Source organism: Nocardia terrae, assembly GCF_009760405.1.
In the GTDB taxonomy this organism is placed as follows: Bacteria; Actinomycetota; Actinomycetes; order Mycobacteriales; family Mycobacteriaceae; genus Nocardia; species Nocardia terrae.
Genome location: NZ_WRPP01000017.1, coordinates 54,336 through 76,146, shown reverse-complemented (window position 1 = coordinate 76,146; position 21,811 = coordinate 54,336). Strand labels below are relative to the sequence as shown.

Here is a 21,811-nt window from a genome sequence, read left to right as displayed (position 1 = left end):
GGCGAATTGCTATGTCGACCAACGGTTTCGGGCATCGCGAAATAGACCTGAAGTGCCACGGGCCGAGCCGGGCACGCCAGGCCGCGAAAGATCGCACCGCCCTGGGTGATTCGACGAATGCGCGGTGAACTCCGCGCGTGATCCAACTAGTGCTCGAAGCGGCCGGGCCCTACGGACTCACCGGCCGGGGGATGCGATCGCCTCCGGGTCATCGCATCCGGGTTGTGCTGCTGCCGATCTCCTCCAAATGTCACCTGCATCACAGGGATGCCGTTCATGGATGTGGACACTAGGCGTTTACACAATAAAAAGGAACTTTTTCCCGAAAAAAAGTTGGACGAGCGTCTAGTTGGGCGACAAGCTCGCGCGAAGATCGCGAAGAATGTGGGTACGACCACATAGCGAGGCGGCGGTGTGACCGACCGCACTTTCGGATGTGGAGACTATGAGTCGAAACGTTGCAACTGCGTTGCATCGGCGCCCAGGCGCCGATCGAGCACGCGAATCTTGGCTTCGATCTGCGCATACAGCGGAGACTCGCGATCGACGGTGGCCCGATAGGCCGCCCACGCGGCCGCATCGTCACGCCCCTCGGCGCCGGCGGTCCACCGGCTCAGGACCGACGCGTCACCGGAACGTAAGACGGCGGTGCGCAGTCGGACTCGCAATTCATCGCGAATGTCTATAACTCCCGGCGCGGTCGAGCGCGGCAACACCGGGCCCGCGTACAAACGCACGGCGGTATCGACATCCCCGGAATCCAGTGCGGCGCGCAGCGCTTCCACATCGGTGGCGATCGGAACGCGCAAACGGTAGGGGCGCGAACCGAACACATTCGAACCGACCACCGACCGCAGCCGCGACATGGCCGCGCGGATGGTGGCGTTGTCCAGATCGGCGTCGTCGAGCAGCAGGGCCAGGTGATCGGCCGACAGGCCCTCGGTGTGCTCGGCCAGCAGCAGCAGGATCTCGGCGTGCCGCTGGGACAGCGGAACTCGCTCGCCGGCCACCGTGAGCTGCGGCTGCCCCAGCCCGAGCACCTCCAGCCCGAGCCGTTCCGGCTGCGGGGCGTCGGCATTCGTGCGGCGGTCCTGGCCCGAACGCACCGCGGCCAGGAGCAGATCCATCTCCGCGGCCGTAGCCGCCGCCTTCACCAGCGCCAGGATCTCCGGGCGCGCCACCCGCACCCCGCCCGCGATCATGAGCACGCCCACCAGGCGGCCGTCCGGATCGTGCACCGGCGCAGCGGCTCCGGTGATCTGGTGCATGCGGTGCAGGAAATGCTCGGGGCCGTGGATCCAGGCCGCGCGGCCGGTGCGCACCACCAGGCCCACCGCATTGGTGCCGACCCGGCGCTCGCTCAGGTCGTTGCCCTCGCGCAGGCCCGCCTCCGCGGCGGCCTGCACCCGGTCGGCATTGCCGTGCACCGAGAGCACGCGGCCGAACTGGTCGGCCACCACCACGATCAATCCGGTGCTGGTGGCATCGCGAAGTAATAGCTTGTCCACCAACGGCATGACCGCGGCGATCCCGTGCGCGTCGCGATAGCGCTCCAGATCCGTGCCGCGCAGGCCACGACCGTCACCGTCGTCCATGGGATCCACGCCACCGCGCACACTGCGCAGCCATGATTCGAGGACCATCGGCCGCAGCAGGCCAGGCAACTGCCCCAGCTGATCGCCGCCCACGCTGAGATATCCATGCGCCTGGGCGGCATACGTTTCGAGCGCCCCGAGTTGACTGCCCGGTTCGACGCCAGGGTGGGGCTGCCCTCCACCTGCGAGATTGCTGACCATTTGCCTTTCTTTCCGACCCAAAGAGTACCGGCGGACCTGAGACCTGAAGGCGGAAGCCGGACGTTTGTCCGACAGGTCACATGCCGACACGTGCTCCGGGAAATGTGAGCTACGCAGCATTTTGTTAAATGGGAGCTGTTCAATTAGACCGCGGCTCCTGGCCCTGCGAGCCGAATCCCTTGCGGCGACCAGGATTTGGTTTACACGGTTTACTGAATGTACCTCCGCGGACCGACACACTGTGCTTGGCTGGGCCCGTGGAGGACATCGACCTGACCGATCTCGATCGGTTCGCGCGCGGGTTCCCGCACGCGGATTTCGATCGGCTCCGCGAGCACGAACCGGTGTGGTGGCATCCGCCCACCGCGCACACCCCGGACGGGGAAGGGTTCTGGGTCCTGTCCCGATACGCCGACATCGTTGCCGTGGCCGGGGATTCGCGGACCTACTCCTCCGAGACCGGCGGGGAACGCCGCGGCGGCGGGACGCTCATCGAGGATCTGCCCGTGGACTGGGCCGTCGGCGTGCTGCTCAACATGATGGACGACCCCCGGCACGCGGACGTACGACGGCTGCTCATGCCCAGCGTCGCGCCGCGCACCCTGAAGCTGATCGAGGACGACCTGCGGCAACGCGCAGCGACCATCGTCGACGCGGCACTGGACAAGGGCGACTGCGATTTTCTGATCGACCTGGCCGCGGAACTGCCGCTGCAGGCGGTCGCGCAGCTGCTCGGCGTGCCGCAGGAGGATCGGCATCAGCTGTTCGGGTGGGCGAATGTGGCGCTGGACTACGACGATCGGGATCTCGGCGAGGCCACCGCGCGAACCCAGGCGGCCGTCGCGGAGACCCGGGCCTACGGCGCGCGGCTGTTCGCGGCCAAGACCGCCGACCCCGCCGAGGATCTGATGTCGCTGGCCGCGCACGCCACCATCGACGGCCGGCCGCTGACCGACATGGAGAAGGCGATGCTGTTCAGCCTGCTGATCGCGGCGGGCAGCGAGACCACCCGCAACTCCATCGCGGTCGGGATGCTGGCGCTCATCGAACGGCCGGAGCTGTGGCGGTCGCTGCACGAGGATCGATCCGCATTGGACGGCGCCGTCGAGGAAATGCTGCGCTGGGCCTCCTCCACCTCCTACAACCGCCGCACCGCCACCCGCGACACCACGCTCGGCGACCGGCGAATTCGCGCCGGGGACAAGGTGACCCTGTGGTGGACCTCCGCGAATCGCGACGCGAGCGTCTTCCCCGACCCGCACCGCTTCGACATCGGCCGACGGCCCAATCCGCATCTGGCCTTCGGCCGCGGCGGCCACTTCTGCCTGGGCTCCAACCTGGCTCGCATGGAAATGCGCGTCCTCTTCGACACGCTGCTGGATCGGGTCGGCACCGCGGAGCTCACGGCTCCTGTCGAGTACACCCGCAGTAACAAGCACACCGGAGTCAGGCACATGCCGGTCCGGCTGACACCACGCTGATCGGTTCCTCGTCACGCCCCACTCGTCATCCCGGCGTGTCTTTGGCCGGGATCCATTGCGGACAGGGTGGATTTCGGCCAAAAGCGTGCCGGAATGACGGGGGGAAGCTGCCGATCAGGCCACTAGTTCGGCGGCAGCGTCGGTTTCAGCGCCGCGGCGCTGCGCTCGCGGGCCGCGCCCCACCACAGGCCCGCTCCATAAGCCACGTCGTCGAGCCGGCGGCAGGCCACATAGCGGATCGGGTCCAGGCTGCCCGGCTCCCGATGGGTGAACCAGTCGGCCAGCCCCTCGGCCATGGCCAGCGTGATCGCGATGTGGCGGACCCGCCGCGAGCACAACATGCCCAGCAGGGTGATCGGCCAATAGTGCCGGCACATGGCCGAGGCCAGCCGCCAGACGCCGCCGGTGAATCCGCGCGTCATATATATGGCGGCCACCCGGGTCGGATTGTCGAGCCCGGCGAAGACCCGGCGTAATCGAATCAGGGTCGCGCCCATGGTCAGCAGACCGCCGAACACTCCCCACTTGGAGAGCGTGCCCAGCAACAGCGCCGACACCGCGGTCCAGATCGGCATCGAGAGCGGGGCGGCCAGGCCCGGATGTCGCTGGGCCAGCGGGGCCACGCCGGTGCCGTGGGTGACCTTGTGAGCGAACCACTTTCGCAGCGACACCGGATTGCTGTGCGCCACCCGGGCGGCCGGCTCGTAGCGCAACCGCCAGCCGGCGCGATCCAGCCGCCAGCACAGGTCGACATCGCCGCCCGCCGGCATGGACTCGTCGAAGCCGCCCTCGGCCAGCAGGGCCAGCCGGCGCACCAGCACCGCGGAACTCGGGACGTAGGGCACCGGGCCGTGCGCGTGCACCGCCGACTCGCGGCGGCCGCGATGCACCGAGCCGCGGGTGTGCTCGTAGCGGGCCAGCAGGGTCGAATCCGGATCCATGGCCAGGATGCGCGGGGCCACCAGCGCCACCTTCGGATCGCTGAAATGCCCCAGCATGACCTCCAGCCAGCCGGTGCGCGGCACCACATCGGGGTCCAGGAAGGCCACGAATTCGGTTGCCGCCGCCCGCAATCCGAAATTGCGCGCGGCGGCCGCACCGTGGCGGCGATCGCGGCGCAACACCGTGATCCGGCAGCGGCCGCGCGAATCCGGAATCCGCACCGGCTGATCCGACCCGTCGTCCACCACGATCACCGTGTGACCGCGCAGCGCCGACAGCAACCGCGACAGCTCGGGCGCGTTGTTGTGCACCGGCACGATCACGGTGACGTCCTCCAGCGACGGCAGCAGCCGCGGGCGCGGATTGGCCACGCCGGAATCCAGAAGACGTCTGGCAACCCGAGCCGACGTGGGGTCGGTCACCTCGAGGTAGCCGTCACCGATCAAGGCCGCAGCTTCCGGCGCGAGCCGCAGCAACCTCGTCGGCGTGCCGCCGACCAGGAGCCGTCCACCGGAATAAGTGCGCACCTTGGGATCGATTCGCACCCCGAAACCATCGGGAAGGCGATCATGGCGCATTCCCGAATGCTAAGTCAGCACACGACTAGCAATGATGATTGCCACGCCCGAGACCTGAACCCAAAAGTTCGCGGCGCGTCTCGATTCTGGACTGAGCGGAGCGGAGGAGCGAAGCGGGGGAGCGGAGGGAGGGAAGAATCGAGACCTTCAGCGCCGCGAACCGCCCGGAGCGGAGCGGAGGGCAAATTAAACACAGCACGACCGGTCATCCGGCTCGCCCTCTACACTGCGTGAGGAAAAATTGGTGGTTGAACTGGTCGGGGACGGTATCGCGTCCTCATAGTGGTCGAGGCGGTATGGGAGTCGGGCGCATGCAGACAGGCGGGGGCGGTAACACCCTCTCGGAATCCGAGATCGTCGAGGCCGCCCTGCGGGTGGTACGGCAGGACGGTGTGGAGAAGCTGTCCATGCGACGGCTCTCCCGCGAACTCGGAGTTTCACCGATGGCCCCGTATTACTACGTCGCCGACAAGCGCGAGCTACTCGATCTGGTCGCCACCGCCGCCCTGACCGGAGTGCGCAAGCCCCCACCCGAATTCGGTACGTGGCAAATGCGGCTGCGCGATCTGATCGACCAGATCGACGAGAAATTGCGCAAGCATCCCGGCCTCGGCGATGTGCTCATCGAGCAGATGCTTGGCAAACAGCTGGATCTCATCGCGGCGGTGATGGAAATCCTCTTCGACGCCGGATTCGACGAGCGCAATGTGCTCTCGGCCTACGCCACCATCCACACCTACCTGTTCGGCCGTTCCAAGGTGAACCCGCGCGATCGCAGCGCACTGGTGGATCGCGCCCTTCCCGAGGCGGTGGAACGGGCCATCAAACACCTGGCGGATCTGCGCGGCAAGTACTCCTACGACTTCTCGATGGACGTGCTGATCGCGGGCCTCGAGGCTCAGCTTGTCCGGCAGCGCGACAGCACCGTATAGTCAAACTAGAACACGTTCTAGTTTCGGTTCGAGAGGACACTATGACCACCGTCGACGTACCGCACAGCTCGCGATCGGCCGTGCTGCGGGTCTCCGCGGTCATCAACGAGACGGCCGACTCCTGCTCGCTGGTATTCGACGTGCCCGAGGACCTGCGTGAGCGCTTCACCTATCAGCCGGGCCAGTTCCTGACCCTGCGCATCCCCAGCGAGCTCACCGGGTCCGTCGCCCGCTGCTACTCGCTGGCCAGCTCACCCCACACCGACGACAAGCCCAAGGTGACCGTCAAGCGCACCGTCGACGGCTACGCGTCGAACTGGGTGTGCGACAACGTGAAAGCCGGCGACAGCCTCGAAGTGCTGCCGCCCTCGGGCGTTTTCACGCCCAAGAACCTCGACGCGGACCTGCTGCTGTTCGCCGCGGGCAGCGGCGTCACCCCGGTGATGTCCATCCTCAAGTCGGCGCTCTCGCGCGGCAACGGGCGCATCGTGGTGGTCTACGCCAACCGCGACCACGACTCGGTCATCTTCGCGGGCGAACTGCGCGAGCTCGCCGACAAGCACCCGCAGCGGCTGGTCGTCATCCACTGGCTCGAGCACCTGCAGGGCCTGCCGACCGCCGACGCCTTGGCCACCCTGGTCGCGCCCTACACCGGCTACGAGGCTTTCATGTGCGGCCCCAAGCCGTTCATGGACCGCGTCCACGACGCCCTCGGCCAGATCGGCATGCCGCGCAACCGGACCCACGCCGAGGTCTTCAACTCGCTCTCGGGCGACCCGTTCGCCGAGGTCGCCCCGACCGAGATCACCGACGAGGAAGCCGCCGACGCCGCCAGCGTCGAGGTCGAATTGGACGGCGAGACCCACGAATTGACCTGGCCGCGCAGCCAGACCCTGGTCGACATCATGCTCTCCAAGGGCATCGACGTGCCCTACTCCTGCCTCGAGGGCGAATGCGGGTCGTGCGCCTGCACGGTGCTCGAGGGCGAGGTCGAAATGGAGAACGCCGAAATCCTCGACCCCGAGGACATCGCCAACGGCTACATCCTCGGCTGCCAGGCGCGGCCGGTCACGGATCGGCTGAAGATCCAGTTCTGAGCTGAGAATTCGGCCGCCGCGTGAATCACGCGGCGGCCGAATTTCTTTGTGGCCCTTCGGCTAGTAGGCCGAGAAGACGTTGTCGATCGAGCCGTAGCGGTGCGACGCGTAGTTGCAGGCCGCCGCGATGTTCGCGACCGGATCGTAGATGTCCCAGGACGTGCCGTCGACGTGGTACGCCTGGAAGGTCGGGTCGATCACCTGGAGCAGGCCCTTGGACGGGATCCCGGCCGCGGCGTTCGAGTCGTAGAGGTTGATGGCCTGGGGGTTGCCGCCGGACTCGCGCTGGATATTGCGGAAGATGCCGTCGTAGCTGCCCGGGATGCCGTGCTGGTTCATCACGTACAGGGCGTTCTTGATCCAGCCGTCGAGGTCGTTGGCGAAGACCGGGGGCAGCAGCTGGTTGAAGGGGGCGGGCAGGGTCTGCACCCAGTCGCGGACCTGGTCCTGCTGCGGGGCGGGCAGACCGTTGTCGATCTGGACGGCCTGCTGCTGGACCTGCTGGGCGGTGGCCTGGAACTCCGGCGGGACGCCGTTGACGACGTCGGCGGAGGCGGTACCGGAGGCGGTGACCACGGCGGTGGCGGCCAATGCGACAACGACGGCGGCCTTGGGCTGGGAGATCAGTTTTTTCAAATGCATAGCGAAACGGGCGCAGCGCTGACCACGGCGGGCATCCCCGAGGGGACCCACCGACGCACTGCATGGGTTGTGTGGGGGCTGCTGATCAGCCTTGTGGAAGAACGGGATTCGGGAATCTCCCAGCTATCACCGTTCGTTCGCGCTCTCACCGATAACGGCGGTCTCCGCGCGAGGGGTACTTGCTCGTTTCGAGCAGGTATCGGCCGTCGCCGACTGATCACAGAATGATTGCGCTAGGTTAACGTAAACTGAACACAGGGTGAACAGTCAGTGTTTACCGCTCGAGCTGTATCTCACAGCAACCCGGCAGCGCCCCGCTCAGCGCAGTGCGCGGTAATGAACCCGCTGCTCAGGGGTCAGATGCTCGGTCGCGTAACTCAGCGCGGTCCGGCCCATATCCGCCGCGTGCGCGTCCAGAAATCCCGTCAGAATCGCGGGATCGACACGTTTGCCCATCTCCCGCAGCATCCAGCCGACCGCCTTCTGAATCAGATCGCGACGATCGGCGAGCAGCCGCTCGCACAAGTCGACGGTGGTCGAGGTATCGCCCTGCTTGATGAAGGCGAAAGTGGTGAGCAGTGCCACCCGCCGCTCCCACAGCGAATCCGAGGCCGCGAATTCGTAGAGCAGATCCCGCGGGCGTTCGGACAACCACGGACCCAGAATGAACTCGGCCGACGCGTCGACCAGATCCCAGTTGTTGACCCGCCCGCGCCTTACGGCGGCCAGATAGAACTCGGCGATTTCCCGCTGCCGCGCTTCATCTCCCCCGCGTTTGCGCGACGCCCTCGCCATCTCCCCATTGAGAATCACCAACCCGGCCAGCCGGTGCTCGTGCACCGGACTGTCGAGCAACAGATCGATCTCCGAAAGCGGCAGCCCCGCGAAAGGTTTCACGGCCTTCCGGGTCTGCGGAACCCGGACGCCGATGAATACATCCCCTTCCCCGTACTCCCCCGGGCCCGTCTTGAAAAAGCGCTGCAGATGCACCGCATCGGCCGGATCGGCGAACACCGCCAATTCCGCCCGCACCGCGGCAGCCGTCAAGCCCTTCGTCGTCGCGCCGGTTCCGGTCATTCCGCAAAAGGTATCAAGCTGTTTCAGCCGCGGCCTGTAACAGCACCTCGCCAAAATTTCGCATGTGGTCCGCCCCTCCGTACCAGGCGGCCACCAATTCCACGGCTGCCGAACGGGTTCGATGGGCGGCCTGGGCCAGCTTCGCGATATCGGCCTCGCCGGATTCGGCGGCCGTCGCGGCCTGCTCCAGCTCGTGGCTGGCGACCAGCAGGCGCATGATGTGGTGCAGGTCGATGGTGGCGTCGCTGGTCCGGAATTCCGTGGCCTTGGATGCGCTCGGGGCCGGGTCCTGGACTGCGACTTCGGGTTCCGGAGCGGCGCGGCGACGGGACGGGGCGGGCGCCGGACGCACCGGGGCCGCCGGCGCCTCCTCCTCGATGCTCTCGCGCAGCGACACGGCGACGGCCTCCATGCGCTCCAGCCGGGCCGGAGCCTCCGGCTGGGCGGGCGGCTCGGGGTCCGGCGCGTAGCGGCGGCCCACCGGGGCCTGGATCTCGACCGCGGGGCTCGCCCCGAACATCTCCTCGTCGGCCTCGATGCGCGCGCCGAACGGCGAGCCGTTGACCGCGGGACGCACGGGCGTCTCGACCTCCACGGCGGGAGCGGTGGCGAACGGCCGGGGGTCGGACTCGGGCTGGGTGAACCCGCCACCATTGGGCCTGGTTCGGGCGTACAGGGAATCGTTCGCGGCGAACGGCTCGCTGTCGGCGGCGAGCCGGGCGGCCACCGCCTCGGGGTCCGAGGTGCGCTGCGGCAGGTCCGGGGCCAGGCGCCGGGGCAGCGGGTCGGGTTCCGGTGTGGCGCGCAGGGTTACGGGCGCGGAGGACCACTGCGCGGCCTGCTCGTGGCCGTTGCGGCCCAGCCCGTTGTGGCCGCCGGTGTCGATGCCGGTCAGCACCGGGTTCGGCGAAGTCCCCGGTGACGAGGGGTCCGGGTGGGTGAGGCGGTAACCCGGCTGGCGCCCGGGGCGCGAATCTCCCGGACCGGCAGTGAAATCGGCATCCATGGCCGACATTCTTACTGGGCGGCGGGATCGGGTGCGAGTCGGGCCGCGATGACGGCACGAATCCGCATATCGCGAATCCGGCCCACACCAACGGTATTGGGGGATTGACGCGGGTCAGCAGTTGGAGGGGGCCGGTTCTCCGCGCAGCCGGGCGTCGATCCAGGCGAAGGCATCCGGCAAGCCCAGCACGGCCGCCGACAAATGCTCCGGCGACGGATTCATATCCATGTCCAGGCGCACCCCGGCCGCGCAATAGCGGCGATCGGTATTCACGATGGCGTCCACCGGGATCAGCGGATCGCTGGGCGAATGCCATTCGAACACCGGGATGTTCGGCACCCCGTCGTACAGTTCCAGGCTGTTCTCGTCCAGCACCGACCGCACCGTCGGATCATCGATCAGCGAAGTGCTGGCGGCGAATTCACGCGCGCTGTGCCCCGCGCCGATCGCCATGATCTCATTGGTGCAGCCATTGGCCATGGCATTGCGCGCGGCCAGGCCCGCCGCGTTCAGCTGCGAACTGATGGGCAGCCGATCCGGATACTCGCGCTCCAGGCCGATCGCCGCCGCCATGGCCAGTCCGAACGCCGGATGCGGTTGCAGGCCCAGCGCGTTCACCATCTTCATCAGATTCATCGGCACGCCACCGGTGGCGGCGCCCGCGAGTTTCAACTCCGGGGCGTAGCGCGGCGCGAGGGCCGCCGCCCACGCGGTCGCCATCCCACCGCCGGAATATCCGGCCATGGCCACCGGGCTGTTGCCCAAACCCAATTCGGGCAGCCGCTGCGCCGCGCGAATACCGTCCAAGGTGATCTGCCCGCCCAATTTGGCCGCGCCGTAAGCGAAATTCGGGCCCAGATGATCGGGCAGCGCCACCGACCAGCCGCGACGCAGCGCGGCGTTCAACGCGACCGCTTCCTTCACATACAGATTCGGGTCGCTGGTGTAGAGCACGCGCGACACCGCGCAATCGGCGCCGAGCCCATTGATGATGTGCTGGTAGGAGAGCAACGGTCCGCCGGGTTGATGCTCACGCGGCGTGAGCACCGTGGTGACCGCCGCGATCGGGCCGCCCTCCGAGCTCGTGGAACGGAATTTCACCAGCGTGACAGCGGTATCCGGAAAAATGAGCAGCGGCGGCATGGGCCGCGTCGCGAGCACGTCGCCGGGCGCGTGGTCGGCGATGTCGGCCGGTTGCGCGTAGAACGGATCGGGATCGGGCATCGGATAGACCGGATCCGCCTGCGCCGCAGGCATCGTGCCCGCCAGCGCCAGACCTGCCGCCAAGATTCCGTATACACGCAGCAACCATTTGGCCTTCACCAGGTTCCTCCACGAACTTCGCTGTGAGAATCGCATGCTTGCCCCACAACGAGTGTCGTTCGGGAGCCGTGAAGAAGAAATAGCGACACGCCAGCAAACCTGCTGGGCGGCGTGACATCACACCGGGGCTCAGCCCATGTGGCTCATGCCCGCCGCGACCACCTGGGCCACGTTCATGATCTCGTCGGCCGTCGGCAACGGGACCCCGTCCAAGGCGTGCAACCGATCCGAGCTCGCGATGGCCAGCATGGCCGACACCCACGCCGCCGCGCACGCCCGCAGCGTCCCCGGCTGCACCGGACCGGGCGCGCTCGCCGCCAGTACCCGCGCCGTCGCCTCCAGTAACTGATCACGCATGCGGCGCAACTGTTTCCGCACATCCGGATGGGTATCGGCCTCGCGCCACATGATGACCCGCAACACCGAGGAGTTGTTCTCGCGCAGATTCAGCGCGGCATCCATGTTCACCAGGCTCTTGGCCGGATCACCCGGCACCACCACGGACTCGATGTCGTCCAGCGGCTGCGGCGGCACCCGCTCGTCCATGAGCGCCGAGAGAATCGCGCCCTTGGTCGGGAAGTAATAGAAGATCAGCCCCTTGGGCACCCCGGCCGCCTCGGCGATCGACGCCGTGGGCGTCGCGTCGAATCCATTGGCCGCGAACAGCCTTTCGGCGGCATCCAGAATGAGCTGGCGAGCATCCCCGTCGACCTTCTTGCTCCGACGACGCCGTGGTGTTGGCACTGCTCGCTTCCTCCTCACGCTTCGAAGCGGAGGCTTCCGCCACCGATCGGGCGGACGTAGACGACAAGCATAACGCGCAGACACGCCGACCTCGCTGGCTCTCCCGCAGTCACGGGGGCCCGAGGCCGGCGTGCCCGGTGTCGGTCAGTGCGCCGCCGCGCCGAAACGACCCGCAACCTCGGGCATCTCGGCCAAAGCGACCACCACCGTCAACGCACCCACGATCCACGCAACCCAGGAGGCGTTGCTGTAGGAGTGGAAGTTCATCACCCAGGGGGAGATGAACATCAGGACGCCCAGCACCCCGAGCGCGCGGCCGGTCCAGCCGCTGGCCCGGTCGGTGAGCTGGGACAGGCCCGCGAGTGCGATCAGCACGCCGAGCACCACGAGGGTCCACAGTGCGCGGCTGCTGTGCGCCACCCAGATCGGGGACAGCGCGGCGACTGCGCCGAGCACGACCGTCACGGCCTGCTCCGCGCGACTCACGGTGAACATGGAATGCCTCCTTTGAAAGGCGAGGGAATATGTTCTGCTTTCGTTGTATTCCTGATTGACCGCCCGATCAATCAATGCATGGATACGCTTAGGCCGCAGTTCGGGTGTGACCGGCGACACAGATCCGCGCGACCTCGGGAACCGATATGGTTGGCGCATGTCGCAGTCGGTAGAACACGTTCTAATTGTTGGCGCGGGGCTGGCGGGGCTCCGCACCGCCGAAGAGCTGCGACGTGCGGGTTACACCGGCCAGATCACCCTGCTCGGCGATGAGAACCGGGCGCCCTACGACCGGCCGCCGCTGTCGAAGCAGTACATGCGCGCCGAAACCGACGACACCGCCCTGCGGCCCGCCGAGTTCTACTCCGAACAGCGCATCCGGCTGCGGCTCGGCGTCGCGGCCACCGGTGTCGATACCGCCGCCCGCCGCGTGCACCTCTCCGACGGCACCGACGCGCACTACGACGCGTTGGTGATCGCGACCGGGCTGCGGCCGCGGCGCATTCCGGGACTGCCCGAGGTCTCCGGCGTCCACGTGCTGCGCTCGCATGCCGACGCCGCGGCCCTGCGCGAGCACCTGGGCAGCGCGCGCAAGGCCGTCATCGTGGGCGCGGGCTTCATCGGCTGCGAACTCGCGGCGAGCTTCCTCTCCCGCGATCTCGACGTGACCCTCGTCGAACCCCAGCCCACTCCCCTGTTCGCCGCGCTCGGCGAGCAGGTCGGCGCGCTGGTGACCCGGCTGCACGAGGCCGAGGGCGTCGCGGTGCGGTGCGGCGCCGGGGTGGAATCGCTTGTCGCCGAGGGCGACTCGGTCAGCGGCGTGCGGCTCGCCGACGGCACCGTCCTCGACGCCGACCTGGTGGTCATCGGCATCGGCTCGGTGCCCGTCACCTCCTGGCTCGAAGGCTCCGGCATCCCGCTCGCCACCCCGAGCGAAGGCGGCGGGGTCCTGACCGACGCCACCGGGCGCACCTCGATCCCCGGCGTCTGGGCCGTCGGCGACGTGGCCGCCTGGCCGCACGCCAGCGGCCGCCACAAGCGCGTCGAGCACTGGACCAATGCGGGCGAGCAGGCCCAGACCCTGGCCGCCGCCCTGCTCGGCACCGAGACGACCGCCGAGGTCCAGGTGCCGTACGTCTGGAGCGACCAGTACGACATGAAGATCCAGGTGCTCGGCATCCCCGCGCTGGCCGACGAGATCCGCATCGTCGAGGACAAGGGCCGCAAGTTCCTCGCCCACTACCTGCGCGCGGGCGAACTGGTCGCCGTCGTCGGCGCGAGCATGGTCGGCAAGGTGATGAAGGCCCGCGCCGAACTCGCCGCCAACCTGCGACCACAGGCCGCCGTCGGGTAGTCACGGGCGGATTTCCGACCCGCGGTTCGCTATGTGGCGGGGCCTTTCACTACCGTGCAAGGTGTGATCGTCGCGCTCATCGACTCCGGATTTGGGCTGCTGCCCACTGCCGCCTGGTTGCGGAAGCTGCGGCCCGATCTCGACCTGCTGCTGCTCAATGATCCCGACGGCGCACCGTGGGGACCGAAGCCGGAGCAATGGGTCGTCGACCGGGTACTGGATACCGCCCGCCTCGCCCTCGGCGAAGGCGCGGAAGTCATTGTGCTGCCCTGTAACACCGCCAGTGTCACCGCGCTCGAGCACGTCCGCGCCATGGTCGGCCCCGGAGTGCCCGTGATCGGCACCGTCCCCGCCATCAAACCCGCGGCCGCCGCTTGCCAGAAGGTTGCGGTCTGGGCCACGGCGGCCACCACCGCCAGCGCCTACCAGGCCGACCTCATCGCCCGCTTCGGCGGCGACGCCGATATCACCGGCATCGCCTGCCACGGCCTGGCCGACGCCATCGACCGCGGCGATCTTCCGGTCATCGCCGAGGCCATCGCCGACGCCGCCGCCCGCACCCCCGCCGACACCGAGGGCATCGTGCTGGGCTGCACTCATTACCCCTTGGTCCTCGACGACATCCTCACCGCCCTCCCGACCGGCGTGCGAGTCTTCGACAGCGCCGAAGCGGTCGCGGGCCAGACCCTGCGCCGCATGGACGCTCTCGGCCGCCCGACCGCCGGTTCCGGGGCCGTCCGCGTCCTCTCGTCCGGCCGCCCCGCCCAACTCCCCACCGCCGCAGCCGCTTTCGAGTCCGGTCGAATTCTCGGCGCGACCGCCGCCGTCGGCGAGATCGCCGCCGCGCCACGCCGCTGACGTTTACTCCCGGCGAAGCTGGGCAGGGCTAGCTCATGAGCACGGGAGAACGAACGCACGGGGAACCGGCGCACCCGGACGACGGAGAGACGATCCCCGAACCGGAGATCGAGCCGGAACACCGTGAGCGCGCGCATCGCATGGCCGAGACCTACCGCGACGACCGGCCCCTGACCGTCCTGCCCGGTTCCGACGGCATGGTCTCCGGCACCGCCGTCACCGACTGGGTGGACGAGAACGGCGAACCCGTCTTCGAGGACACCGACCGGGAACCGGATTGACGCGGGCGGACTCTCAGAAACCGTTGGCCAGCAAGGCGTACTGCGCGGCGGTGCGTTGCAGGGCGTTGGTCTTGTCCGCATCGTTGATGACCGCCAGATAGCGGCCGTAGGCGAGATAGCACTTGTAGACGTAGACGCTGTCGGCGGGGACGCCCGGCTTCGGGGTCAGACAGCGCACGTCGGGCACGTGGGCGGGCGGATCGGCGTCGATGTAGTCGCCCTGCCGGAACGAGACGAACGCATCCCGCAGGGCGCGAGCCGATTTCGCGTCACGCGCCCGGGTCAGGCTGTCCTGATCGAGGAAGGCCACCAGGTCGGCCCCGGTGTCCCGGTAGGCGTGCCACCATTCGGTCTTGTCGCCGGGATTGGCGTTCTCGAGCAGATACCTGACGCTGTAGACGGCGAACGACACGCTGTCGGGGGCGCGGTCGTCGCGATAGCGGGTCATCACGCGAGCCAGCATGTCCTCCGAATCCACCCGCAGATTCGGCAGATCCTTCTCCGGGGTGGCGTGGAACGCGTCGAGAGCCACGGTCTGCACGTCGAAAACCTTGTGCAGCCAACCCAGTAGATCGCTCTGATCGGCCTGCGGTCGCTGGATGAACACCCACAGCACGAAATCGCCGTGCGCCAGAAAGGCCCCGACCGTGGGCACGCCCGGACGCCAATGAACGTGCGCCGCACCGTAATCCGGGAGCTCCAGGCGATGGTTCAGGTCCGGGGCCGCATCGAAGTCGGCGGCCTCGAGCTCGGTGGCGGCCCGTGTGGCGGTGGCGGCATCGGGAAACCGCAAGGCGGCCGTGGTGATCGAGGTAGCCGTGTCGATGACTCCGGCCTGCGGCGGCGGCCGGTCGGACCCGGTCGCCACCCAGCCCGCAAGCATGCGATCGCGGTCCAGCACGGGCCCTGTCACCTCGGCCATCCCGGCGAGGCGGACCGCGTCCGAGCTGTTGACCAGGGCATCGCCGCGGCGGCCGTACGCGAGCAGTGGATCGATCTCCTGACCCGACGCTATGGCCCCCGACATCCGTATGCCTTCCACCAGACCACCATTCGTCCCCGCGGGGCGGGTGTAGGTCACGCGGTTCAGCGGGTAGGTGCCGACATCCAGTGTCCCGGTGTCGATCTGGGCCGGTTTCGGTGCGCCCTGCACGCCGGCGCAACCGGCGATCATCCCGGCGGCCACGAAAATCGCTGCTGCCCAGGAGATTCGAAATCGACCGGCCATATTCGCCCCCTCGTCCGACGAGTCCGGTCAGACGAGACTACTCCCGGAAACGCAAACGGCGCCGCTCCTTTCGGAGCGACGCCGTCTGTCAGCGATTCAAGGAATCACCAAGCGGTTCAGCGAATCACTTGATGATCTTGGTGACGCGACCGGCACCGACGGTGCGGCCACCCTCACGGATCGCGAAACGCAGGCCCTCGTCCATGGCGACCGGCTGGATCAGCTTGACGCTCATCTCGGTGTTGTCGCCCGGCATGACCATCTCGGTGCCCTCGGGGAGGGTCACGACGCCGGTCACGTCGGTGGTACGGAAGTAGAACTGCGGGCGGTAGTTGTTGAAGAACGGGGTGTGGCGGCCGCCCTCGTCCTTCGACAGGATGTACGCCTGGCCCTCGAACTCGGTGTGCGGGGTGGTGGTGCCCGGCTTCACGACGACCTGACCACGCTCGACGTCGTCACGCTTCAGACCACGAACCAGCAGACCGACGTTGTCGCCCGCCTGGCCCTGGTCCAGCAGCTTGCGGAACATCTCGACACCGGTGATGGTGGTCTTCTGCGACTTCTCGCGGATGCCGACGATCTCGACTTCCTCGTTCACGTTGATCACACCGCGCTCGATGCGACCGGTGACGACGGTGCCACGACCGGTGATCGTGAAGACGTCCTCGATCGGCATCAGGAACGGCTTGTCGGTCTCACGGACCGGGTCCGGGATCGACTCGTCGACGGCGTTCATCAGCTCGAGCACCGAAGCGGTCCACTTCGGGTCGCCCTCGAGCGCCTTCAGGCCGGAGACGCGCACGACGGGGGCATCCTCGTCGAACTCCTGCGAAGCCAGCAGCTCGCGGACCTCCATCTCGACGAGCTCGAGGATTTCCTCGTCGTCGACCATGTCGGACTTGTTCAGCGCGACAAGGATGTAGGGCACGCCGACCTGGCGGGCGAGCAGCACGTGCTCACGGGTCTGCGGCATCGGGCCGTCGGTGGCGGCCACGACCAGGATCGCGCCGTCCATCTGGGCGGCACCGGTGATCATGTTCTTGATGTAGTCCGCGTGACCGGGGGCGTCGACGTGCGCGTAGTGGCGCTTCTCGGTCTGGTACTCGACGTGGGAGATGTTGATCGTGATACCACGAGCCTTCTCCTCCGGCGCCTTGTCGATCTGGTCGAACGCGAACGCGGCGTTCACGTCCGGGTAGGTGTCAGCCAGCACCTTGGTGATCGCGGCAGTCAGCGTGGTCTTGCCGTGGTCGACGTGACCAATGGTGCCGATGTTGACGTGGGGCTTCGTCCGCTCGAACTTCGCCTTCGCCACTGTGGTCCTCCTGGACTAGTTAGTGCGTGCTTTTTGCAGCAGTGCGGTTTGTATTACTTGGGTCGATCGACGACCACTCGGGGCGAATTCTCGCAAATCCGCCCCGACAGCGAATTACTCGCCGGTCGCCTTGGCGATGATCTCCTTCGACACGTTGGCCGGAACCTCCGCGTACGAATTGAACACCATGGAGAAGTTCGCCCGGCCCTGGGTCTTCGACCGCAGGTCACCGATGTAGCCGAACATCTCCGAGAGCGGAACCAGCGCCTTGACGACACGGGCACCACTGCGTTCCTCCATGGCCTGGATCTGGCCACGGCGGGAGTTCAGGTCGCCGATCACTTCGCCCATGTAGTCCTCGGGCGTGGTGACCTCGACCGCCATCAGCGGCTCGAGGATCACCGGACCGGCCTTGCGGGCCGCTTCCTTGAGGGCCATCGCGCCGGCGATCTTGAACGCCATTTCCGAGGAGTCGACCTCGTGGTAGGCGCCGTCGAGCAGCGAAGCCTTCACGTTCACCAGCGGGAAGCCGGCGAGCACGCCGTACTGCATGGCGTCCTGGATACCCGCGTCGACCGAGGGGATGTACTCACGCGGAACGCGGCCACCGGTGACCTTGTTCTCGAACTCGTAAGTAGCGCCGTCCTCGGCGTCGACCAGCGGCGCGAGAGCGATGATGACACGGGCGAACTGGCCCGAACCACCGGTCTGCTTCTTGTGGGTGTACTCGTACTTGTCCACCGTCTTGGTGAGGGTCTCACGGTAGGCCACCTGCGGCTTACCGATGTTGGCCTCGACCTTGAACTCGCGCTTCATGCGGTCGACGTAGATGTCGAGCTGGAGCTCGCCCATACCGCCGATGACGGTCTGGCCGGTCTCCTGGTCCAGCTTCACGTTGAAGGTGGGGTCCTCTTCCGCGAACTTCTGGATCGCGGTGCCCAGCTTCTCCTGGTCGGCCTTGGTCTTCGGCTCGATGGCCACCTCGATGACCGGATCCGGGAAGGTCATGGACTCCAGCACGATCTGGTTCTGCGGATCGCACAGGGTGTCACCCGTGGTGGTGTCCTTCAGACCGATGACCGCGTAGATGTGGCCGGCCACGGCCTCGGGAACCGGGTTCTCCTTGTTGGAGTGCATCTGGAACAGCTTGCCCAGACGCTCCTTCTTGCCCTTGGTCGCGTTGATGACCTGGGCGCCGGAGTCGACCTTGCCGGAGTACACACGGACGTAGGTCAGCTTGCCGAAGAACGGGTGGGTCGCGATCTTGAACGCCAGCGCCGCGAAGGGCTCGTCCGAAGACGGCTTGCGGGTGAGGATCTCGTCTTCCTTGCCGGGCACGTGGCCCTGCACCGACTCCACGTTCAGCGGCGACGGCAGGTAGTCGACGACGGCGTCGAGCATGGGCTGAACGCCCTTGTTCTTGAACGCCGAACCGCACAGCACCGGGTAGAGCTCGGAGTTGACGGTCATCTTGCGGATGGCGCCCTTGATCTCCTCGACCGTGAGCTCCTCGCCGCCGAAGAACTTCTCCAGCAGCGCCTCATCGGACTCGGCGACGGTCTCGAGCAGCTCCTGGCGGTACTGCTCGGCGCGCTCCTTCAGATCGGCCGGGATCTCGGTGACCTCGTACTGCTCACCGAGCTTGGTCTCGCCCCGCCAGACCTTGGCATTGTTCTCGACCAGGTCGACGATGCCCTCGAAGGTGTCCTCGGCGCCGATCGGCAGCTGGATGACCAGCGGCTTCGCGCCCAGACGGTCCTTGATGGTCTGAACGGTGAAGTAGAAGTCGGCGCCCAGCTTGTCCATCTTGTTGACGAAGCAGATGCGCGGGACGTCGTACTTGTCGGCCTGACGCCACACCTGCTCGGACTGCGGCTCGACGCCTTCCTTGCCGTCGAACACGGCGACGGCGCCATCGAGCACGCGCAGCGAACGCTCCACCTCGACGGTGAAGTCGACGTGGCCGGGGGTGTCGATGATGTTGATCTGGTTGTCGTTCCAGTAACAGGTCGTCGCGGCGGACGTGATGGTGATGCCGCGTTCCTGCTCCTGCGCCATCCAGTCCATGGTGGCGGCGCCATCGTGAACTTCACCGATCTTGTACGTGATACCGGTGTAGAACAGGATGCGTTCGGTGGTGGTCGTCTTGCCCGCATCGATGTGGGCCATGATGCCGATGTTGCGGACCTTGTTCAGGTCGGTGAGCACTTCCTGTGCCACGGAAATCTTCCCCGCTCGTAGCTAGTTGGGATTCAACGGGATGGGCCCGGGGTTTCCTGGGCCATCGGTGTCAACGTCGGGCGCGACGCGAAAGTGCCTCGCTTGCAGCAGCTCGGCGGCTGTCGCGCCCGACATGTGACTCGTCTCCCGGCAGCTCCGAACGGAGGGCCGGGCCACAGGTCACCAGCGGTAGTGCGCGAAGGCCCGGTTCGACTCGGCCATCTTGTGGGTGTCCTCACGACGCTTCACCGAAGCGCCCAGACCGTTGCTGGCATCCAGCAGCTCGTTGGCCAGACGCTCGATCATGGTCTTCTCGCGACGGGCGCGGGAGTAGTTGACCAGCCAGCGCAGCGCCAGAGTGTTGGCGCGGCCCGGACGGACCTCGACCGGCACCTGGTAGGTGGCACCACCGACACGGCGGGGCTTGACCTCGAGGGCGGGCTTGACGTTGTCCAGCGCGCGCTTGAGGGTGACGACCGGATCGGTGCCGGTCTTCTCGCGGGCCTGCTCGAGGGCACCGTAGACGATGCGCTCGGCGGTGGACTTCTTGCCGTCCAGCAGGATCTTGTTGACCAGCTGCGTCACCAGCGGGGAGCCGTAGACCGGGTCGTTGATCAGGGGACGCTTGGGAGCGGGACCCTTACGCGGCATTAGCTCTTCTCCTTCTTGGCGCCGTAGCGGCTGCGGGCCTGCTTGCGGTTCTTGACACCCTGGGTGTCGAGCGAGCCGCGGATGATCTTGTAGCGCACACCCGGGAGGTCCTTCACACGACCGCCGCGGACGAGCACCATCGAGTGCTCCTGCAGGTTGTGGCCCTCACCGGGGATGTAAGCCGTGACCTCGACCGCGCTGGTCAGGCGAACACGCGCGACCTTACGCAGCGCGGAGTTCGGCTTCTTCGGGGTCGTGGTGTACACGCGGGTGCACACGCCACGACGCTGCGGGCTCCCCTTGAGGGCCGCAGTCTTGGTCTTGGCGACCTTGTCGCGGCGACCCTTGCGGACCAGCTGGTTGATGGTTGGCATAGACCGGCTTTCCTTTTAGTAACCAGGTGTCTGGAACTTCATGTCTTTGTCATTCGAGCTTTCCGCCCTGTTCCCGTGGCATTTCGTCTCCACGAGGTCGGGCGTGTCGAGCGCAGCTCAGAGCCTAATTCAAGGCACGCTGAAACGGTCAGCCGCTCTCGCTGGCCTACGTACTGCGCATCAACTTGCCCGAATGCTTCCGGGCACAGCGGTCCACGATACCCGCAGGCTTTGAAGGGGGCAAAAAGGGGTCCCTCGAGCGGGGCTGGTAGAGGGCTTATCGAGCAAGATCCGCGGTCTTATCGAGCGAGATTCAGGGTCAACTCGACCAGCTTGCGCGCGGCATCGCAGGGGTCCGCGTGCTGAGATCCGTTGCGGTAGTTGACCCACCAGCCGACGATGCCGGTGTCCGCCGCGGGAGCGCTCACGCCGCACGAGTCGGAGTCGTTCGGGCGGTGGGTTTCCAGCGATCGCCGACCCTGCACGGTTATGTCGTTGCTCACATATTTCAGGCGGTCGTTGTTCTGCTTCTCGTTGGCGAGCGAACCGAGCTCGTACCAATTGAGCGTGACCATGCCGCTGCCCGCGCTGCCGCCGGTGAGATTCCACATGCAGACCGCGCCGTTGAAGGACGGCTCGACGTACATGTTGTCGCCGACCGACTTGCCGATGTCGTCCTGCGCGACCACGGTGCACTCGCGCAGCAGCTTGTCGAAGTTGGTGTTGATCTTGGAGGTGCCGCCGGTGGTGCCCGGGGTCCCGCCGGCGGGGAGCGCGGTGCCCGGGACGGTCTTGCCGCAACCGGCGAGCGTGGCGGTCAGGGCGATCGTCGCGACGGCGAGTGCGGTCCTCTTGTTCACGGTCTGCCTCATCCCAGCCGCTGCACGGTCAGTTCGGCCATCTTGCGGGTGCGGTCGCAGGGGTTGCCGAGGTTGCCGCTGCTGAACACGCCGTAGGAGATGGACCATTCGAAGAAGTCGTCGTCGAGCTGGACCGCGAGGTCGCAGACGGCATTGCTCGGGTCGAGGGCCTGGAAGCCCTTCTTCCCGCCCACCTCGATGGTGTCCGGGGCACGGCCGACGCTGGCCACCCACGCCTTCTCACGGTCGATGGGGCTGCCGCGGTAGGAGGCGAAAGTGACGCTGGAGGAACTGATTCCACCGGCCTGCCAGTTGCAGCCGACCGAGTTCTTGAAAACCGTGGTGAGGGAGCCGAGCCCGCCGAGGTCTTTGACCTCGTCATCGGTGAGGTGGCCGCACTCGCCGACGAACGGTCCCAGCGTGGCCACCTTGGCGGGTGGCCGGAACGCTGGATCGTCGTTGGAATCCTTCTTCCCCCCACACGCGGACAGCAGCATCGCGAGGCTCAACCCCGCCACGATCGCCGACGCCATTCGCATGGGCTGAACTCTACTGGT

At 67.1% G+C, this 21,811-nt stretch carries 21 protein-coding genes; 6 read left to right on the top strand and 15 right to left on the bottom strand.

All coding sequences use genetic code 11. The features are described from left to right. Positions 1-443: 443 nt before the first annotated feature. Entirely contained in the window at positions 444-1,796 is a 1,353-nt protein-coding gene (locus GPX89_RS43330) for a GAF domain-containing protein (protein WP_157393608.1), read from the bottom strand. 239 nt (positions 1,797-2,035) lie between these two features. Between GPX89_RS43330 and GPX89_RS43325 the strand changes: the two genes are divergently transcribed. Beyond that, complete coding sequence (locus GPX89_RS43325) at positions 2,036-3,277, top strand: cytochrome P450 (RefSeq protein WP_198347863.1); 1,242 nt, start codon at positions 2,036-2,038, stop codon at positions 3,275-3,277. A 122-nt stretch (positions 3,278-3,399) separates the two neighbouring features. Here the strand turns inward: GPX89_RS43325 and mftF are convergent, their stop codons facing one another. Beyond that, on the bottom strand, positions 3,400-4,797 hold the full coding sequence (gene mftF, locus GPX89_RS43320; RefSeq protein ID WP_157393606.1) for a mycofactocin biosynthesis glycosyltransferase MftF: 1,398 nt from the start codon (positions 4,795-4,797) through the stop codon (positions 3,400-3,402). 311 nt (positions 4,798-5,108) lie between these two features. On the opposite strand from mftF, the gene mftR2 reads away from it, so the two are divergent. Together mftR2 and GPX89_RS43310 are read left to right on the top strand one after the other, a co-directional pair. Then, positions 5,109-5,729: a mycofactocin system transcriptional regulator MftR2 gene (gene mftR2, locus GPX89_RS43315; RefSeq protein ID WP_157393605.1), complete on the top strand. Its 621-nt coding sequence runs from the start codon at positions 5,109-5,111 to the stop codon at positions 5,727-5,729. A gap of 41 nt (positions 5,730-5,770) precedes the next feature. After that, positions 5,771-6,826: a ferredoxin--NADP reductase gene (locus GPX89_RS43310; RefSeq protein WP_157393604.1), complete on the top strand. Its 1,056-nt coding sequence runs from the start codon at positions 5,771-5,773 to the stop codon at positions 6,824-6,826. 60 nt (positions 6,827-6,886) lie between these two features. On the opposite strand, the gene GPX89_RS44150 is transcribed toward GPX89_RS43310, so the two are convergent. The 6 genes from GPX89_RS44150 to GPX89_RS43280 all read right to left on the bottom strand — a co-directional run bounded on the left by GPX89_RS44150 (position 6,887) and on the right by GPX89_RS43280 (position 12,113). Continuing rightward, positions 6,887-7,468 carry a transglycosylase SLT domain-containing protein gene (locus tag GPX89_RS44150; RefSeq protein ID WP_198347860.1) on the bottom strand — a complete coding sequence of 194 codons (582 nt, stop codon included), beginning with the start codon at positions 7,466-7,468 and terminating at the stop codon, positions 6,887-6,889. A 318-nt stretch (positions 7,469-7,786) separates the two neighbouring features. After that, positions 7,787-8,545: a DNA alkylation repair protein gene (locus GPX89_RS43300; RefSeq protein ID WP_157393603.1), complete on the bottom strand. Its 759-nt coding sequence runs from the start codon at positions 8,543-8,545 to the stop codon at positions 7,787-7,789. Positions 8,546-8,558: 13 nt separating this feature from the next. Then, positions 8,559-9,551 (bottom strand): hypothetical protein, encoded by a 993-nt coding sequence (locus GPX89_RS43295; protein ID WP_157393602.1) that lies wholly within the window; start codon positions 9,549-9,551, stop codon positions 8,559-8,561. Positions 9,552-9,665: 114 nt separating this feature from the next. Next, complete coding sequence (locus GPX89_RS43290) at positions 9,666-10,808, bottom strand: lipase family protein (RefSeq protein WP_235949417.1); 1,143 nt, start codon at positions 10,806-10,808, stop codon at positions 9,666-9,668. Between the two features lie 195 nt (positions 10,809-11,003). Beyond that, entirely contained in the window at positions 11,004-11,618 is a 615-nt protein-coding gene (locus GPX89_RS43285) for a TetR/AcrR family transcriptional regulator (RefSeq protein ID WP_328602997.1), read from the bottom strand. A gap of 144 nt (positions 11,619-11,762) precedes the next feature. Continuing rightward, positions 11,763-12,113: an SPW repeat protein gene (locus GPX89_RS43280; protein WP_157393600.1), complete on the bottom strand. Its 351-nt coding sequence runs from the start codon at positions 12,111-12,113 to the stop codon at positions 11,763-11,765. Positions 12,114-12,270: 157 nt separating this feature from the next. Between GPX89_RS43280 and GPX89_RS43275 the strand changes: the two genes are divergently transcribed. From GPX89_RS43275 to GPX89_RS43265, 3 genes are all read left to right on the top strand, one after another. After that, entirely contained in the window at positions 12,271-13,467 is a 1,197-nt protein-coding gene (locus GPX89_RS43275; protein WP_157393599.1) for an NAD(P)/FAD-dependent oxidoreductase, read from the top strand. Positions 13,468-13,530: 63 nt separating this feature from the next. Next, positions 13,531-14,325, top strand: coding sequence for a glutamate racemase (locus GPX89_RS43270; protein WP_328602996.1), 795 nt, complete (start codon positions 13,531-13,533; stop codon positions 14,323-14,325). A gap of 35 nt (positions 14,326-14,360) precedes the next feature. After that, positions 14,361-14,606 (top strand): hypothetical protein, encoded by a 246-nt coding sequence (locus GPX89_RS43265; RefSeq protein ID WP_157393598.1) that lies wholly within the window; start codon positions 14,361-14,363, stop codon positions 14,604-14,606. Between the two features lie 13 nt (positions 14,607-14,619). On the opposite strand, the gene GPX89_RS43260 is transcribed toward GPX89_RS43265, so the two are convergent. From GPX89_RS43260 to GPX89_RS43230, 7 genes are all read right to left on the bottom strand, one after another. Then, positions 14,620-15,834, bottom strand: coding sequence for a DUF7373 family lipoprotein (locus GPX89_RS43260; protein ID WP_157393597.1), 1,215 nt, complete (start codon positions 15,832-15,834; stop codon positions 14,620-14,622). 124 nt (positions 15,835-15,958) lie between these two features. Continuing rightward, on the bottom strand, positions 15,959-17,149 hold the full coding sequence (tuf, locus tag GPX89_RS43255; RefSeq protein WP_328602995.1) for an elongation factor Tu: 1,191 nt from the start codon (positions 17,147-17,149) through the stop codon (positions 15,959-15,961). 114 nt (positions 17,150-17,263) lie between these two features. After that, a complete protein-coding gene (gene fusA / locus GPX89_RS43250) occupies positions 17,264-19,369 on the bottom strand; it encodes an elongation factor G (RefSeq protein ID WP_328602994.1) in 2,106 nt (701 codons plus the stop codon). 180 nt (positions 19,370-19,549) lie between these two features. Further along, on the bottom strand, positions 19,550-20,020 hold the full coding sequence (rpsG, locus tag GPX89_RS43245; protein ID WP_030517120.1) for a 30S ribosomal protein S7: 471 nt from the start codon (positions 20,018-20,020) through the stop codon (positions 19,550-19,552). Further along, entirely contained in the window at positions 20,020-20,394 is a 375-nt protein-coding gene (gene rpsL, locus GPX89_RS43240) for a 30S ribosomal protein S12 (protein WP_014353064.1), read from the bottom strand. The genes rpsG and rpsL overlap by 1 nt, the downstream gene beginning before the upstream one ends. A 299-nt stretch (positions 20,395-20,693) precedes the next feature. Continuing rightward, the gene (locus GPX89_RS43235) at positions 20,694-21,254 is read right to left on the bottom strand and encodes a DUF3558 domain-containing protein (RefSeq protein ID WP_328602993.1); all 561 of its coding nucleotides are present in this window, start codon (positions 21,252-21,254) and stop codon (positions 20,694-20,696) included. An 8-nt stretch (positions 21,255-21,262) separates the two neighbouring features. Further along, on the bottom strand, positions 21,263-21,793 hold the full coding sequence (locus tag GPX89_RS43230; protein WP_157393595.1) for a DUF3558 domain-containing protein: 531 nt from the start codon (positions 21,791-21,793) through the stop codon (positions 21,263-21,265). Positions 21,794-21,811: the final 18 nt, after the last annotated feature.